This window comes from Tahibacter amnicola (genome assembly GCF_025398735.1).
GTDB lineage: Bacteria > Pseudomonadota > Gammaproteobacteria > Xanthomonadales > Rhodanobacteraceae > Tahibacter > Tahibacter amnicola.
On sequence record NZ_CP104694.1, the window covers coordinates 5,020,021 to 5,034,162 of the forward strand.

Annotated in this window: 11 protein-coding genes; 5 read left to right on the forward strand and 6 right to left on the reverse strand. The window is 65.4% G+C overall.

Features of this window, described 5'->3' with window-relative positions; translation table 11 throughout:
- Positions 1 to 221: 221 nt before the first annotated feature.
- The 3 genes from N4264_RS19725 to prmB form a co-directional block, all read right to left on the reverse strand.
- The gene (locus tag N4264_RS19725; protein ID WP_261693939.1) at positions 222 to 1,259 is read right to left on the reverse strand and encodes an aspartate-semialdehyde dehydrogenase; all 1,038 of its coding nucleotides are present in this window, start codon (positions 1,257 to 1,259) and stop codon (positions 222 to 224) included.
- A 64-nt stretch (positions 1,260 to 1,323) separates the two neighbouring features.
- Entirely contained in the window at positions 1,324 to 2,427 is a 1,104-nt protein-coding gene (gene aroC / locus N4264_RS19730; RefSeq protein WP_261693940.1) for a chorismate synthase, read from the reverse strand.
- A gap of 126 nt (positions 2,428 to 2,553) precedes the next feature.
- Positions 2,554 to 3,474, reverse strand: a complete 921-nt coding sequence (prmB, locus tag N4264_RS19735; RefSeq protein WP_261693941.1) for a 50S ribosomal protein L3 N(5)-glutamine methyltransferase — start codon at positions 3,472 to 3,474, stop codon at positions 2,554 to 2,556.
- A gap of 102 nt (positions 3,475 to 3,576) precedes the next feature.
- Here prmB and N4264_RS19740 point away from each other — a divergent pair, with 102 nt between their 5' ends.
- From N4264_RS19740 to N4264_RS19750, 3 genes are all read left to right on the forward strand, one after another.
- Positions 3,577 to 4,269, forward strand: coding sequence for an SCO family protein (locus N4264_RS19740; protein ID WP_261693942.1), 693 nt, complete (start codon positions 3,577 to 3,579; stop codon positions 4,267 to 4,269).
- 1 nt (position 4,270) lies between these two features.
- The gene (asd, locus tag N4264_RS19745; RefSeq protein WP_261693943.1) at positions 4,271 to 5,116 is read left to right on the forward strand and encodes an archaetidylserine decarboxylase; all 846 of its coding nucleotides are present in this window, start codon (positions 4,271 to 4,273) and stop codon (positions 5,114 to 5,116) included.
- A gap of 257 nt (positions 5,117 to 5,373) precedes the next feature.
- Positions 5,374 to 5,811: a hypothetical protein gene (locus N4264_RS19750; protein ID WP_261693944.1), complete on the forward strand. Its 438-nt coding sequence runs from the start codon at positions 5,374 to 5,376 to the stop codon at positions 5,809 to 5,811.
- Positions 5,812 to 5,971: 160 nt separating this feature from the next.
- Here the strand turns inward: N4264_RS19750 and N4264_RS19755 are convergent, their stop codons facing one another.
- The gene (locus N4264_RS19755) at positions 5,972 to 7,489 is read right to left on the reverse strand and encodes a transglycosylase SLT domain-containing protein (protein ID WP_261693945.1); all 1,518 of its coding nucleotides are present in this window, start codon (positions 7,487 to 7,489) and stop codon (positions 5,972 to 5,974) included.
- Between the two features lie 118 nt (positions 7,490 to 7,607).
- On the opposite strand from N4264_RS19755, the gene N4264_RS19760 reads away from it, so the two are divergent.
- Together N4264_RS19760 and N4264_RS19765 are read left to right on the forward strand one after the other, a co-directional pair.
- Positions 7,608 to 9,134, forward strand: coding sequence for a helicase HerA-like domain-containing protein (locus N4264_RS19760; protein ID WP_261693946.1), 1,527 nt, complete (start codon positions 7,608 to 7,610; stop codon positions 9,132 to 9,134).
- A 219-nt stretch (positions 9,135 to 9,353) separates the two neighbouring features.
- The gene (locus N4264_RS19765) at positions 9,354 to 10,625 is read left to right on the forward strand and encodes a tetratricopeptide repeat protein (RefSeq protein WP_261693947.1); all 1,272 of its coding nucleotides are present in this window, start codon (positions 9,354 to 9,356) and stop codon (positions 10,623 to 10,625) included.
- Between the two features lie 36 nt (positions 10,626 to 10,661).
- Here the strand turns inward: N4264_RS19765 and N4264_RS19770 are convergent, their stop codons facing one another.
- Both N4264_RS19770 and N4264_RS19775 read right to left on the reverse strand, forming a co-directional pair.
- On the reverse strand, positions 10,662 to 13,490 hold the full coding sequence (locus tag N4264_RS19770; RefSeq protein ID WP_261693948.1) for a protein kinase domain-containing protein: 2,829 nt from the start codon (positions 13,488 to 13,490) through the stop codon (positions 10,662 to 10,664).
- On the reverse strand, positions 13,487 to 14,056 hold the full coding sequence (locus N4264_RS19775; protein WP_261693949.1) for an ECF-type sigma factor: 570 nt from the start codon (positions 14,054 to 14,056) through the stop codon (positions 13,487 to 13,489). Before N4264_RS19775 ends, N4264_RS19770 begins: the two co-directional genes overlap by 4 nt.
- Positions 14,057 to 14,142 lie beyond the last annotated feature (86 nt).

Here is a 14,142-nt window from a genome sequence, read left to right on the forward strand (position 1 = left end):
TGGCCTGATATTCGATCCGTTAAAACTCCGCTATCCATCGACCACCACTCGTGTGAAGGCCGATCCCCTTTCGGCGCCCAAGCTTCCGAAAGATCATTTGACCAATCAGCCACTTGCGTGACTGATGGCCACGCCCGGCATCCTGCCGGACGGCGACTGGACGGCGGATTTAGCCGCCGTTCAATCTCGAAAATGCCTTATAACACAATCGTAACTATAGATCACAGATACGATTTCACCAATAGCTCAGCAACCTGCACCGCGTTCAACGCGGCCCCTTTTCGGATGTTGTCGGAAACAATCCAGAGATTGAGGCCACGGGGATGGGAAATATCCTCGCGGATCCGGCCGACGAAGACGGGATCCTGGCCGGCAGCGTGAGTGACCGGTGTTGGATAGCCGCCGGGCTTGCGCTCGTCGACCACCACGATGCCGGGCGCGCTTTCTAACAGTTTGCGAGCCTCATCCGCTGTGATCTTGTCGCGGGTTTCGATATGTACCGCCTCGGAGTGGCCGTAAAACACCGGCACGCGCACGGCGGTGGGATTCACCTCGATAGACGCGTCACCCAGGATTTTGCGCGTCTCCCACACCATTTTCATCTCTTCTTTGGTGTAGCCGTTCTCCTGGAACGCATCGATCTGGGGAATCAGGTTAAACGCTATCTGGTTCGGGAACTTCGTGGGGGTAAATTCTTGAAAATTCAGGATGGCGGCGGTTTGCTTGCCCAGCTCCTCCATGCCCGAGCGCCCCGCCCCGGACACCGACTGGTAGGTCGCGACATTGATCCGGGTGATGCCGGCCGCGCGATGCAGCGGCGCCAGCGCGACCAGCATCTGCATCGTCGAACAGTTGGGGTTGGCAATGATGCCGCGGCGGGTATAGCCGGCGATGTCGTCCGGATTGACCTCGCTGACGACCAGCGGGATGTCGTCCTGGTAGCGGAACTCGGACGTGTTGTCGATCACCACCGCGCCCGCCGCGGCGGCGCGGGGGGCATGCTCGCGGCTGACACTGCCGCCGGCGGAGAAAAAGGCGATATCCACGCCGTCGAAATCGTACTGGGCCAGATCGCGCACCAGCACTTTCTGGTTACCGAACTCGACGTGGCTGCCGGCCGAACGTTCACTCGCCAGGGGCACGAATTCACTGATCGGGAACTGGCGCTCCTTGAGGATGCTGATCAACGTCTCACCCACGGCGCCGGTCGCGCCCACCATGGCCACCTTGAACTTGCGATCCGCGGAATTTGCAGACATTTATAATTCTCCAGTTTGATACACGAAGGGTGCGCCAGCGCGCCGCGTCGACGCGCGGAGCTGCTTATTTGACGGTTTTACCCGGAATTTTCGGCAGAATTTCGCCGACATCGCCGCACTGGGCGCGATGACGCAGCGCCTGGTCCATCAGGACCAGCGCCATCATGGCCTCGGCGATCGGCGTGGCACGGATGCCCACGCAGGGATCGTGGCGACCCTTGGTCACCACCTCGACCGGCTCGCCGCGGACATTCACGCTGCGGCCGGGAATCAGGATGCTGGAGGTCGGCTTGAGCACGATCGAGGCGATCACTGCCTGGCCCGTGGAAATTCCGCCCAGGATGCCGCCCGCATGATTGGACAGGAAGCCCTCGGGAGTCATCTCGTCGCGGTGTTCGCTGCCGCGCTGCTCCACCGCAGCGAAGCCGTCGCCGATCTCCACGCCCTTGACCGCATTGATGCTCATCAGTGCCGCAGCCAGTTCGCCGTCGAGCTTGCCGTAGATCGGCTCGCCCCAGCCGGGTGGCACGTTATCGGCCACGACCGTGACGCGGGCGCCGATGGAATCGCCGGACTTGCGCAGCTTGTCCATGAACGATTCGAGCTCGGCCACCATGGCGGCGTCCGGCCAGAAAAAGGGATTCTCTTCAACCGCCGCCCAGTCAAACGTACGCGGCTGGTGCGGACCCAGTGCCGCGAGGTAGCCGCGCACCGTGATACCAGACTTTTCCGCCAGCCAGCGCTTGGCGATCACACCGGCCGCCACGCGCATCGTCGTCTCGCGCGCCGAAGAGCGTCCGCCGCCGCGGGGGTCGCGCAGGCCGTATTTCTGCCAGTAGGTGTAGTCGGCGTGCCCGGGACGGAACCGCTCGGCGATCTCGGCGTAGTCCTTGGATCGCTGGTCGGTGTTGCGGATCAGCAGGGCGATCGGCGTGCCCGTCGTACGCCCTTCGAACACGCCGGAAAGGATTTCCACCTCATCCGCTTCGCGCCGCTGCGAGGTATGGCGGCTCTTGCCGGTCGCACGACGGTCAAGGTCTGCGCGGAAGTCCTCCGGTGCAATGGCCAGACCCGGCGGGCATCCATCCACGACGCACCCGATCGCCGGACCATGGCTTTCGCCGAAGGTCGTGACGGTGAGTAGCTTGCCGAAGGAATTGCTGGACACGTCGGAAGACCTTTGCTGGCTGATGATCGCGATCGGACAGGGGGCACCCATTCTTTCGGTGCGACCCCGTTCCGCCAAATAACGATTTCGCGAGGCGTGACAGGCCCCGATGATCGTTGCCGCCGATCAGCCTCGCGCGGCTGCCGCCGCACGGATCGCCGCAGCATGCTCGACCAGATCCCGCCGCTCGATGGAAAACACCCCCATCGCGCCGACGTTGAACTCGATCCAGGTAAACGGCACGGCCGGCAGAAGCGTGGCAAGCGCCTTCTCGCTCTCACCCACTTCCACGATCAACAGCCCTTCTTCGCTCAGATGGTCGGGGGCATCGCGCAGGATTTTGAGCGCGAAGTCCAGACCGTCGTGACCGGCCTTCAAGCCTAGCGCCGGCTCGTGGCTATATTCGGGCGGAAGGTCGGCATATTCCTGCTCGGTCACATACGGCGGATTGGAGACGATCAGGTCGTAGACTTCGCCATCAAGGCCATCGAAGAGATTGGACTTGATCGCCCGCACGCGGTCTTCGACATTCTGGAATCGAATATTGGCGTTGGCCAGTTCGAGCGCGGCATCGCTGATATCGACCAGGTCCACCTGCCAGTTCGGCTGATGCGAGGCCATCGCAATGCCGATGCAGCCAGACCCCGTGCACAGGTCGAGCGCCCGCTCGACCACGCGCTCATCCAGCCACGGGCTGAAACCCGACTGGATCAGCTCGGCAATCGGCGAACGCGGCACCAGCACGCGCTCGTCGACCTTGAAGAGCAAGCCCGCGAACCACGCTTCGCCGGTGAGGTAGGCCACCGGCTTGCGCTCGGCGACACGGCGCTCGATCAGTTCCAGCACCCGGCGTTTCTCATCGGCGACCAGTTTTGCGTGGCCGTAGTTGGGCGACAGGTCATGCGGCAGGTGCAGGACATGCAGCACCAGGTGCGTCGCCTCGTCCAGGGCGTTGTCGTAACTGTGTCCGAACGTCAGGCCCGCGCCGGCAAAGCGGCTCGCCCCGTAACGGATGAAGTCGACGATGGTGGAAAGTTCGTTGGTCATGGCGCCAGGTTGCGACGAAGGGTCGCAGAGTATAAGGGCCACGGCGTGCGATGGTCGCCAGGCGGCGCCGCGACGGGCCTTCCGGGCGACCGGAGCCAGCGCATGCCACAAGGACCCAGGCACCGGCCCAACCCGACATTGCCTATAATCCGGCGGATGCCCATCCGAAAAAATGCAGGCCGCGCCCTCCCGACGGCCGCCATCCTCATCGCCGCCTTTGCGGGCGGACTTGGCCTTTGGCTCGGTGCCCGGGTGTTCAATCCCCCGGCCCCGGTGATGACAGCCCTGACAGCCTATCCGGCACCGCGCGACATTGCGGAATTTTCGCTGACGCGCGCGTCGGGCCAACTGCTGACCCGGAACGATTTCAAGGGTCACTGGAGCCTGGTTTTCTTCGGCTTCACGCACTGCCCGGATATCTGCCCCGGCACACTGGGCACCCTGAAGCAGGTCCATGCGGGCCTGAAGGCCGCCCAGGTCGGCGACCGGGTCTCCGTCTATTTCATATCGGTCGATCCTCAGCGTGACACGCCCGAGGTGCTGGGCAAGTACACCGGTTTCTTCAGCCCGGACTTCATCGCCGCAACCGGCAACGACGAAGAACTGACCCGCCTGATCCGCTCACTGGGCCTGCTCTATGCCCGTCCGGACAACGGCAAGGGCGGGTATGACGTCGAGCATTCCGGCCGCATCGCCACACTCAACCCCCAGGGCCAGCTGGTCGGCGTATTTACCCCGCCGTTCGATGTCGCGGCCATCACGGCCGACCTCCAGGCCCTCGCGAAGACTCCGTGACATGACCTTCTCCCTCCTCCTGCAGTACATCCTTCCGCATCAGCTGCTGACCCGCATCGTCTACTGGGCGACGCGGCGGCAATGGCGCCCCTGGAAGAATTTCCTGATCGGACAGATCGTGCGGCGGTTCCAGGTGGACCTGGCCGAGGCCCAGGTCACCGATATCCAGCAGTTCGAACACTTCAATGCGTTCTTCACCCGCCTGCTGAAGCCGGGCGCCCGCACGGCGCCGGCGGATCCCGCCGCGATCGCCTGCCCGGCCGACGGTCGCATCAGCCAGATGGGGCCTATCGAAGACGGGCGCATCTTCCAGGCGAAAGGACAGCACTACACCGCCGCCGAGCTTCTGGCCTCGGAAGCGGACGCTGCGCCCTATCGGGACGGCAGTTTCATCACGGTCTACCTGTCGCCGCGCGACTACCACCGCGTGCACATGCCCCTGGCCGGACGCCTGGTCGAGACGGTCCACGTCCCCGGCCGGCTTTTCAGCGTGGCGCCGGCACCTGTCCGTGCCATTCCACGCCTGTTCGCCCGCAACGAACGCCTGGTATGCCATTTCGAGGGAGAGCACGGCCCGTTTGTCGTGGTGATGGTCGGTGCGATGCTCGTCAGCAGCGTCAGCACCGTCTGGTCCGGCCTGGAGATCCCGCCGTATGCGCGCCAGGTCACGCGCAAGTCGTGGCGCGACAAGAACATCCGCCTGGGCCGTTTCGACGAGATGGCCCGCTTCAACATGGGCTCGACGGCAATTGTCCTGCTGCCGAAGAGTGGCGGGCGCCTGGAAGGGTCGCTCCTGGCCGAACAGGCTGTCCGCGTCGGCCAGTCCATCGGTACGACCGCGCCCTAGGAGGCCCGGCGCCGCGGGACACCTGCCCCCCAAACCGCGCCGCCGCCCCCTCCGGCGGCGCGTAGCCACGCCCCACTGCAGGACTTCCAACACAGATACGCGCCCGTCTGGACCCCGTGAGACATCGGCTGCGTAACCGGTCGTAACCCCACGCAGTGACCGGGATTGTCATAATGTGACGTAATAGGCTAACCTCTCACCTCTCGCCGGATACGCTTCCGGACAAGAGGTTCCGTATACTTTTGGGAGAACGCGTGATGCAGCAATTGATCTGGCGACTGGTCGCGGCGAAGCGCGCCTACCAGCTGCAACGCGAGTACAAGGAAATCGAGAAGATGATGGGCGGCCTGAATACGACGGCCCGTCAGCAGCTCGCCACCTTGACCATGAAAGAGTTCGCGGCAGCTGCGAAATCTGAATTTCCCCATCTGTACGGAACGCCGCCGGACCAGCGGTATTCGCCCTGGGGCAGTGGTACCGAGATCGGTCTGTCCCGGGCTCGCTCGGACAACCTCCAGGTGCGGGTCCGCGGTATCGCGCTGTGGCTGACGGTTGCCTACCACGAAACCCGCGGCACCAGCCTGCCAGCCCTCGACGCGGTGCATCGTTCGCTCCTGCGTTCGCTGCGTTTCCTGCGGGAATCGGTGCCGGCGGCAACCGCCGAGGCCTGGTTTTCCGGCGAGCAGGCCGCCTGAGGATTCCGCCCTACGCTGAGACCCCGGCTTCAGCGGGGCCTTGACGAAACAGCGCGCCAACCGGCGCGCTGTTTTTGTTTGGGCAGCTTCACGGATCAGAATCCGGCGTCCCCGCCCGGGCTCGCACTCGTCGCGAACCGCGGCCGGATGACGATGTGGCTCAGCCGGAGCACGCCGCCGGCAGGCGCAGCGTCTGCCCGGGCTTGATCGGATACGTCGGTGCGCGCAACCGGTTCAGTTGCGCGATGTCGCGCACTTCCGCGCAGGGATGTTTGCGCGCGATCGCCGCCAGCGTGTCGCCCTTGCGCACCGTATAGCTGCGCGGTCCGCCGACGCTGCGCCGTGAGGCACCCGATGTGCGACTGACGGCAACCTGCGGCGCCGACGCCGCGTGCAGTTCCGCCGCCAGCGTCTGCCACGGACCTGCGGCGCAGGTTCTGGGGTAGGCCGCTTCGAGCACCGCGGGAACCTCAAGGCGCGTACCCACCGGCAGGGCTTCCTGCGGTTCGAAGGAAGGATTGAGATTGCGCAACGGTCGAAACCACCCATCCCGGTTGCCCGCCTCGTTGCCAAAACAGATCGACAGCTCCGACAGCGACATCGCCCGGTCGAGCGTGATCGAGCCGGGACGCCCGTCCACACGTGGAAATGTCATGTTGTACCGTTCCGGATGCATGAACAACCACGCGGCTGCCAGCACCATGGGAACGTAGTCGCGTGTCTCCGGCGGCAATGCGGCATACACCTGCGGATCCCAGAACCGCGCCCTGCCACCGCCAGCCAGCCTCGCCATGCGCCCCTCGCCGCCGTTGTAGGCGGCCAGCACCAGCTCCAGATCGTTGTTGAAGATCCGCAGTTGTTCGTTGAGGTAGGCGGCGTTGGCCCGTGCCGAGAGCATCGGATCGAACCGCTGGTCGAAACCGTCCACCGTGGCCAGGCCAAAGCGCAGGCCGGTGGCGTACATGAACTGCAGCGGGCCGCTGGCGCCGGAGCGCGATACCGCATGCACCTTGCCGCCGGACTCCTTGGCGAGGAATCCGAACAGCAAGGCCTCCGGCAGGCCGGCTTTCTGGTATTCGGGCCACATGCGATAACGCATGTACTGGTAGCTCACATAGGCCTGCACGAGATTGGGCCGGTACTGGGTCAGCCATTCCTCGAGCGCCGCCTTGACCGGGCCATTCAGCGCGATGATGTCAGCCAGCGGCTTGCCCTTGAGCAGCGTGATCGAGCGCCCCGCCTCGGGCAGGTCGGTCAGGACGGGCGAGCCCTCACCGGCCACGAGCTCGCCGTCGCCATCCGCGGGATTGGTCGCCGGTTCCGCCGCGTTGGCGGGTGCCACCGGCGCATCCCGTCGCAGCAGGCCGTCGAAGGCCGACAGAAAGCGCTCCTCTTCGCACCCGGGTGTCGAATGACATTGCAGCGCGGCGGCACGCAGGTCATCCAGGGCGGCGTTGCCCTCCTTCGCCGCGCGCTCGGCCTCGCCGGATGCGGCCAGTTCCACGCCCTGCTCGTACCGCTTCACCGACGACTCCAGGCGGCCATACAGCGCATTGACCGCCGATTCGTCCACGATCGCCGCCGCCTTGCCCTTGGCCACCCCCTTGCTCGTCGCCCCCGTGCAGCCGCCGACCAGGACCAATACCGCCACCGCAGCCGCACAGCGCAACGAAATCATGACTTTCCCCGCAGGAGCTCGAACGGGGCGAAAGTTACAGGGGCCGCCCGGCCAGCACAACTCGCGACACCCCCGGGCGCCTTACAATGCAACACCGTTCCTCGACGAGAGCGCCGCCGTGTCGGACATCCTGGTTGCCAAGAGCGATACCGAGGTTCTGCTCAAGAGTCGCTATGCCAATCGCCATGGACTGATTGCCGGAGCCACAGGCACCGGCAAGTCCGTCACCCTGATGCGCCTGGCGGAAGAATTCTCACGTCGCGGCGTGCCCGTATTCCTCGCCGACGTCAAAGGCGACCTGGCCGGCCTGTCGCAACCGGGCGGAGGAAACGAGAAAGTCGCGGCGCGTGTGACGCAGCTGGGTGTTCCCTGGCAGGCCGCCGCCAACCCCGTCGTGTTCTGGGACATCTATGGCCAGCTGGGCCACCCGGTGCGCACGACGGTCTCGGAGATGGGCCCGCACCTCCTGGGCCGGCTGATGGAAGTAAGCGACACGCAGGCTGGCGTGCTCGACATCGTCTTCAAGCTGGCTGACGACGAAGGCCTCCTTCTGCTTGACCTGAAAGATCTCCGGGCGCTGCTGAATTTCGTCGCCGAGAACACGAAAGCCATTTCGCAGAAATATGGACTTGTATCATCGCAATCGGTCGCCGCGATCCAGCGCGCGCTGCTGTCGCTGGAACAGGCCGGCGGCGAGCAATTCTTCGGCGAACCGGCGCTCGACCTGGCCGACCTGCTGCGCCAGGACCTCTCCGGCCACGGCATCATCAACGTCCTGGCAGCCGACAAGCTGATCCTCAAACCCAAGCTCTATTCCACCTTCCTGCTGTGGATCCTTTCGGAACTGTTCGAGCGCCTGCCGGAAGTGGGCGACCTGGACCGCCCGAAACTCGTCTTCTTCTTCGACGAGGCCCACCTGTTGTTCGACGATGCGCCGCCGGCACTGCGCCAGCGCGTCGAGCAGGTCGTGCGCCTGATCCGCTCCAAGGGCGTGGGCATCTATTTCTGCTCGCAGAATCCGGACGACGTGCCCGAAGACATCCTCGGCCAGCTCGGCAATCGCGTGCAGCACGCCCTGCGTGCATTCACCCCGCGCGACCAGAAGTCGGTCAAGGCGGCGGCCGAGACATTTCCACCCAACCCGGCGATCAACGTCACCCAGGCCATCACGCAGCTGGCAGTCGGCGAGGCGCTGGTGTCGACGCTGCAGGACGGCGGCGTTCCCCTTCCGGTGCAAAGGGCATTCATCGTCCCGCCGGGTTCGCGCATCGGGCCAGTCAGCGATGAAGAACGCCACCAGGCGAAGCTGCGCTCGCCGGTGGGCCTGAAATACGACACGGCCGTCGATCGGGATTCGGCATTCGAAATACTGCAGGCCCGGGCGGACCAGGCGGCTGCGTCGGAGCAGGCCGATCCTCCGGAGCCACCGCGCAAGCGCAACGGCGGCGCGACGCGTACCGAACCGACGGAAGAGGCCGCGGCACCGGGATGGGGCGACGCCATCCGCGACGCGATTTTCGGCACCCGGCGCCGGCAGGGAATGATCGAGGCCACGGCCAAATCCGCCATGCGCACCGTCGGCAACCAGCTGGGACGGCAGATTCTGCGGGGAATCCTCGGATCCATCACCGGTGGACGCCGCTAGGCGCACCCGCACACCGTCCGGGCAGGCCAGAACGCCATCCATGCGCCTGCGTCGCCGCATTTGGCCTGTTTCGTGCTACTACGCTGTCACTTTTCGGTGACCTGTTCCGGGGGAGCAGACCGTTCGCGTCGCTGACATTCACCATCTGAATCGATTCACCATCCGTGCGCAGGCGCCGCAAGGCGGCTGATCATCACTCACGACTCTAGAACCAGGGCCATGCAAAACCAACCCATCCAGCCGTTCTGGGACCGCATCCCGGAAACGTTCAAATACCCCATGCACCCGACGGTGCTCTACCCGCTGATCGTGCTCTCGGTGGCGAATCTCCTGACCCTGCTGCCCGGAAAGATCGGCCGCATGTTCTGGTTCCTGATCATCGCGGGCATCTACAAAATCGCCTTCGAAATCCTGCGGGCAACGGCCGATGGCCACATGGAACCAACGGAGGGTGGTCTGGACGTACCCGATTCTTCGGGCCGTTACGCGATCGGCATGCAGGTGGTGCTCATCGGCATCTGCGTCGCTGCGTTTGTCTTCGGCGGACCGTGGATTGGCCTGTTCACGACCTTGGTCGTCGTGTTCGCCATGCCCGGCATCGCGATGTCCTACGCGATGGACGAGAACTTCGTCCACGCCATCAATCCGGCAACGTGGCTGCAGATCATGGCGCGCGCGCCGGGCGGCTACTTCGCCGCGTTCGGCGTCATGCTCGGCATCTTTTTCGCCAGCAACGTGCTGCAGGGCTATCTGATGGCGTTCCTGCCCATCCTGCTGCTGGTGCCGGTGCTCTTCTTCGTGAGCAATTACGCCCTCTTCGCAGTGTTCCACCTGATGGGCTATCTCATCTACCAATACCACGAGGATTTCGGTTACGAGCCCAAGCGCCCCGAGCCGCTGCTGCGTCGCGCAAACACCGATCCGGACCAGGCGATCCTCGACGAGGCCGGCCAGCAGGAAAGCGAAGGGCGGCCGGAAGCCGCTGTCGAGATCCTGCGCGACCACATCCGCGCACGCGGCGGCACCGATGCGGTACACCAGAACTATCGCCGTCTCATTCGTGCCAAGGGCGACCAGGCTGAACTGCTGCGCCACGGCAAGGAGTGGCTTGCCATCCAGCTGGCGCAGGACCGTGAAAAGGGCGCCGTCGAGCTGGTGCGCGAGCTGATGGAACTCAGCCCCGACTTCACTCCTGCAGACGCCGAGTCCACCACCCGCCTGGCGCGTCGCGCCGCCGCGCTGGGCCATAGCCAGCTGGCGCTGCGCCTGCTCAACGGCTATGGCAAGCGTTTCCCCAAGAGCGCCGACATTCCCGAGAACTATCTGCTGGCGGCGAAAATCCTGAGCGAACGTCTCGGCAAAGATGCCGAAGCCCGTGCATTGCTGACCCAGCTCAAGCGCGCCTATCCGGAGCACCCGCTCGCACCGGAAATCGACAAGATGCTGGGACTGCTCGACAGTATCGCCGCGCGCGCGCCTGCCAAGGCGTGAGACACCGGCTGCGCGTCGGTGATCGGCGCGCAACCGCTACGTTGCTGGCTCCGGCAGGCGAGCCAGCAGCGGATGGTCCGCGCCGTAGCGCGCAACCAGAGCCTGGCGCGCGGCAACGAGTGCGGGGCTGGATTGCGCACCGGATGGAAGCCCGCACAGCGCGACAAAATAGGCACCCAGCAGCAGGTCCGGATGCGTCGGCGTGACCTGTCCCGCCCAGTCAGCCTGTGCGCGCCCGACCTGGGCACATCCCTCCGCCTGCTTTCCGAGGCGTAGCAACGCCAGTCCTGTTGCCATGCGCGTCTCCGCCACTTCAACATGGCGATCGCCCAGTTTCTTCGCCTGCAACGGAAGGATTCCCTGCAGTTCCGCCAGCGCTGAGGGCGCGTCGTCGCCACCGAGAGCATTCCACTGCGCCAGCCGCGTGCGGCTCGTCCAGACGAAGGGGTGATCCGCTGACAGTGCCTTCGTTCCATCGGCAATCGTCTGGCGATAAAGCGCCAGGGCCTCGTCGATAGCGCCACGCGCCAGCCGCACGGCGGCCAGGTTTCGCAACGTCGCCAGCGTACTGGCGTGACCTTCGCCCTGGACCTTGCGCTGCACCGCCAAAGCCTGGCGCATGGCTGTTTCCGCAGCCTCAAAGCGACCGCGGGAATAGTCGTTGTAGCCGCGATTGGCCAGGGTCAGGGCCGTGCCGGGATGCTCATCCCCGTGCAATTTGCGGCGCAACGCAAGCGCTTCGGCAAACAGGCTGTCCGCGCCGTCGAAGTCACCGCGCCGGTTGAGAAGACCGGCCAGATTTCCCACCGCGGCTGCAACCAGCGGGTGCTCGTCGCCGACCGCAGCGCGCAGCGGTGGCAAGGCGTCGCGCATCAGGCGCTCCGCCCCTTCGATATCCGATTGGTCCAGGCGCAACAAAGCGAGGTTGTTGAGGCTGCGCGCCTCCGCCCAGCGATCCGCACCACCAGCACGGTAAATCGCCAGCGCGTGACCGAACGCTTCTTCCGCGCGACGCGGATCGCCCGCGTCGCGGTGCCAGTTGGCCAGCGCATTGTAAGACTCGGCCATTTCCGACGAACCCGCCAAATTGGCGCGGGAGTAGTCCGCGAGCGATTGTTCGAGCGGGCCACGCGCGCCGGCCAGGTCACCCTGCCGCAGGCGGACCAACCCGAGGCGGTAGTGGATACGCCCCTGCAGCGCCGCGTCGGCATCCGGAGCCGCCTGCACCAGTTGCGCCGCCTGCTCGGCCAATTCACGGGCCGGAACCAGCTGGCCTTGGTCCAGCCGTAACGCCGCCAGGTGTCCCAGTGTGTCGATATGCTGCACTGAGCCAGGCGCCTGCGCGGACTGCGCCTCTGCCGACTGCGAGAGCAACGATTCGGCAGGCGCATAAAGACCCAGCTGATGAAACGCCGAACCCACCGTTGCCTGCATGGCGGCGCGCGTCGCGGCAGGCAGCTGCGTATCGGTGTCGAGGCGCCGGGCGCCGCGATCAAGCACCTCGCGCACGGTGATCGTCTCGCCACGCGAACGCGTGGGATCCGCCTGGCGAAACAGCTCCAGCAGGAATTGCGTGACGCGTTCGGCTTTGTCCCGTTCGATGCGCGTACGTTCCAGCTGCACCGACAAGGCAACCAGGCCGCCGACGAGCAACGCCACGAACGCCCCGGCCGTTGCCACTGCCAGACGATTGCGTCGTATAAATGTACGCGTCCTATACCAGGCACTGCCCGAATGCGCCTGGACAGGCCTTCCCTGCAGATACCGCTCCAGGTCGTCCGCGAGCGCCGCGGCAGAGGGGTAACGGTCCTGCGGTTGCTTGCGCAGGCACTTGAGCAGGATCGCGTCGATGTCACCGCGCAGATCACGGGAGAGCACACGAAAACCGGCACCGGACTCCGTCGCGTCGGCCAACGCGGTCCCAGCGACGGCACTTGGCCGCATCGGCGCCGTCTCGCATACCGCCCTTGCCAGTCCCTGCGCGCTGCGCACCGCCACGCCATAGGGCGACACGCCCGTCACCAGCTCGTAAAGCACGACACCCAGCGAGTAGATGTCCGCCGCCGTCGTCACCGGTTGCGCGGCCAGTTGTTCCGGGCTGGCGTAGCGCGGCGTCATCAATTGCGCGCCGTCGCGCGTCTGGGCCTGCGTGATGTCGTTGACGCCGGCCTCGTCCAGCAGCTTGGCGATGCCGAAGTCGAGCAGGCGCGGTTCGCCCTGCGGATCGACCAGGATATTGGCCGGCTTGAGGTCGCGGTGCACGATGAGATTCTGGTGCGCCACCTGCACCGCGCGACATACCTTGACAAAGACACCGACCCGCTCGCGTGTGCCGAGCCGCTGCCGCGTGCACCACTGGTCGATCGGCGCACCTTCGACGTATTCCATGACCAGGAACGGCACCCCGTCGCCGCGGGTTCCGCCGTCGAGCAAACGCGCGATATTCGGATGGACCAGTCGCGCCAGGAACTGCCGTTCCGCCCGGAAACGCGCCATGTGTTCGCGATTGAGCGCCGCATGCGTGGCGAACTTGATCGCCACGCGCTGGCAAAACCCGGCTTCGATGCGCTCGGCCAGATACACCATCCCCATCCCGCCACTGCCCAGCTCGGCCAGCATCCGGTAGCGGCTCTCTCCGGCGACCTCGTCCCCGGCTGCCGTCGTGCGCAACGTGACCGGCGGTGCCAGGAATTCATCGGCTGCGCCGTCGGTGAAATCCTGCGCCAGCAGACTCATCACTTCCCCGACCAACGCCGCATCACCCTGCGCAGCTTCGCTGACCCAGGCCGCGCGTTGCGGTGTCGGCAATTCCCGCGCCTGCTGAAACAGCGTTTTGGCCCGGGCGTACTGCTGCGCCGGATTCATGCGGCCAGTTCGCGCTTGAGCCACGCCCGCGCCATCGCCCATTCGCGATTGACAGCGGACGGATGCAGGCCGGACACCTTTGCCGTGTCCTCGATGGAAAGACCGACGAAATAGCGCAGTTCCACCAGTTGCACGAGCTGGGCATCCAGGAGGGCCAGCTTTTCCAGCGCGGCGTCGAGCGCGAGCAGGTCCACGGAATCGCCGACGGGCACCTGCAAGGCTTCATCCAGGTCAAGCAGCAGCTCGCCGCTGCCGCGCTTGTCCGCACCGCGCCGGCGCGCATAGTCCACCAGGATCTGACGCATCGCCCGCGCCGCTACGCCAAAGAAGTGGGCACGGTTGTCCCAGCTGGCGTCATGCCCGAGGAGTTTGAGCAAGGCCTCGTTGACCAGGGCAGTCGCCTGCAACGTCAAGGCCCGGCCACTTTCGGCCAGCAGCCCCGAGGCCATGTGACGCAACTCCGAGTACACCAGGGCCAGGGCGCGATCCCGCGACCGCGGGTCGTTCTGACCCCAGTCGGCCAGCAATTGCGTCAGTTCGCTCCGATCGGCACTGCTCGCGGTCATCGTCGCGGGTCACCGTTTGCCAGTAGCGGGCGACCGGCCCGTGACCAGAGCCTACCCCGGGGGCCGAAAGCGCCACAACCCACAGG

What these genes read in the sequence shown, in the direction of transcription:
- N4264_RS19725 (WP_261693939.1), bottom strand. Translation starts at nt 1,259, where the DNA reads ATGTCTGCAAATTCCGCGGATCGCAAGTTCAAGGTGGCCATGGTGGGC.
- prmB (WP_261693941.1), bottom strand. Translation starts at nt 3,474, where the DNA reads ATGACCAACGAACTTTCCACCATCGTCGACTTCATCCGTTACGGGGCG.
- N4264_RS19740 (WP_261693942.1), top strand. Translation starts at nt 3,577, where the DNA reads ATGCCACAAGGACCCAGGCACCGGCCCAACCCGACATTGCCTATAATC.
- asd (WP_261693943.1), top strand. Translation starts at nt 4,271, where the DNA reads ATGACCTTCTCCCTCCTCCTGCAGTACATCCTTCCGCATCAGCTGCTG.
- N4264_RS19750 (WP_261693944.1), top strand. Translation starts at nt 5,374, where the DNA reads ATGCAGCAATTGATCTGGCGACTGGTCGCGGCGAAGCGCGCCTACCAG.
- N4264_RS19755 (WP_261693945.1), bottom strand. Translation starts at nt 7,489, where the DNA reads ATGATTTCGTTGCGCTGTGCGGCTGCGGTGGCGGTATTGGTCCTGGTC.
- N4264_RS19765 (WP_261693947.1), top strand. Translation starts at nt 9,354, where the DNA reads ATGCAAAACCAACCCATCCAGCCGTTCTGGGACCGCATCCCGGAAACG.
- N4264_RS19770 (WP_261693948.1), bottom strand. Translation starts at nt 13,490, where the DNA reads ATGAATCCGGCGCAGCAGTACGCCCGGGCCAAAACGCTGTTTCAGCAG.
- N4264_RS19775 (WP_261693949.1), bottom strand. Translation starts at nt 14,056, where the DNA reads ATGACCGCGAGCAGTGCCGATCGGAGCGAACTGACGCAATTGCTGGCC.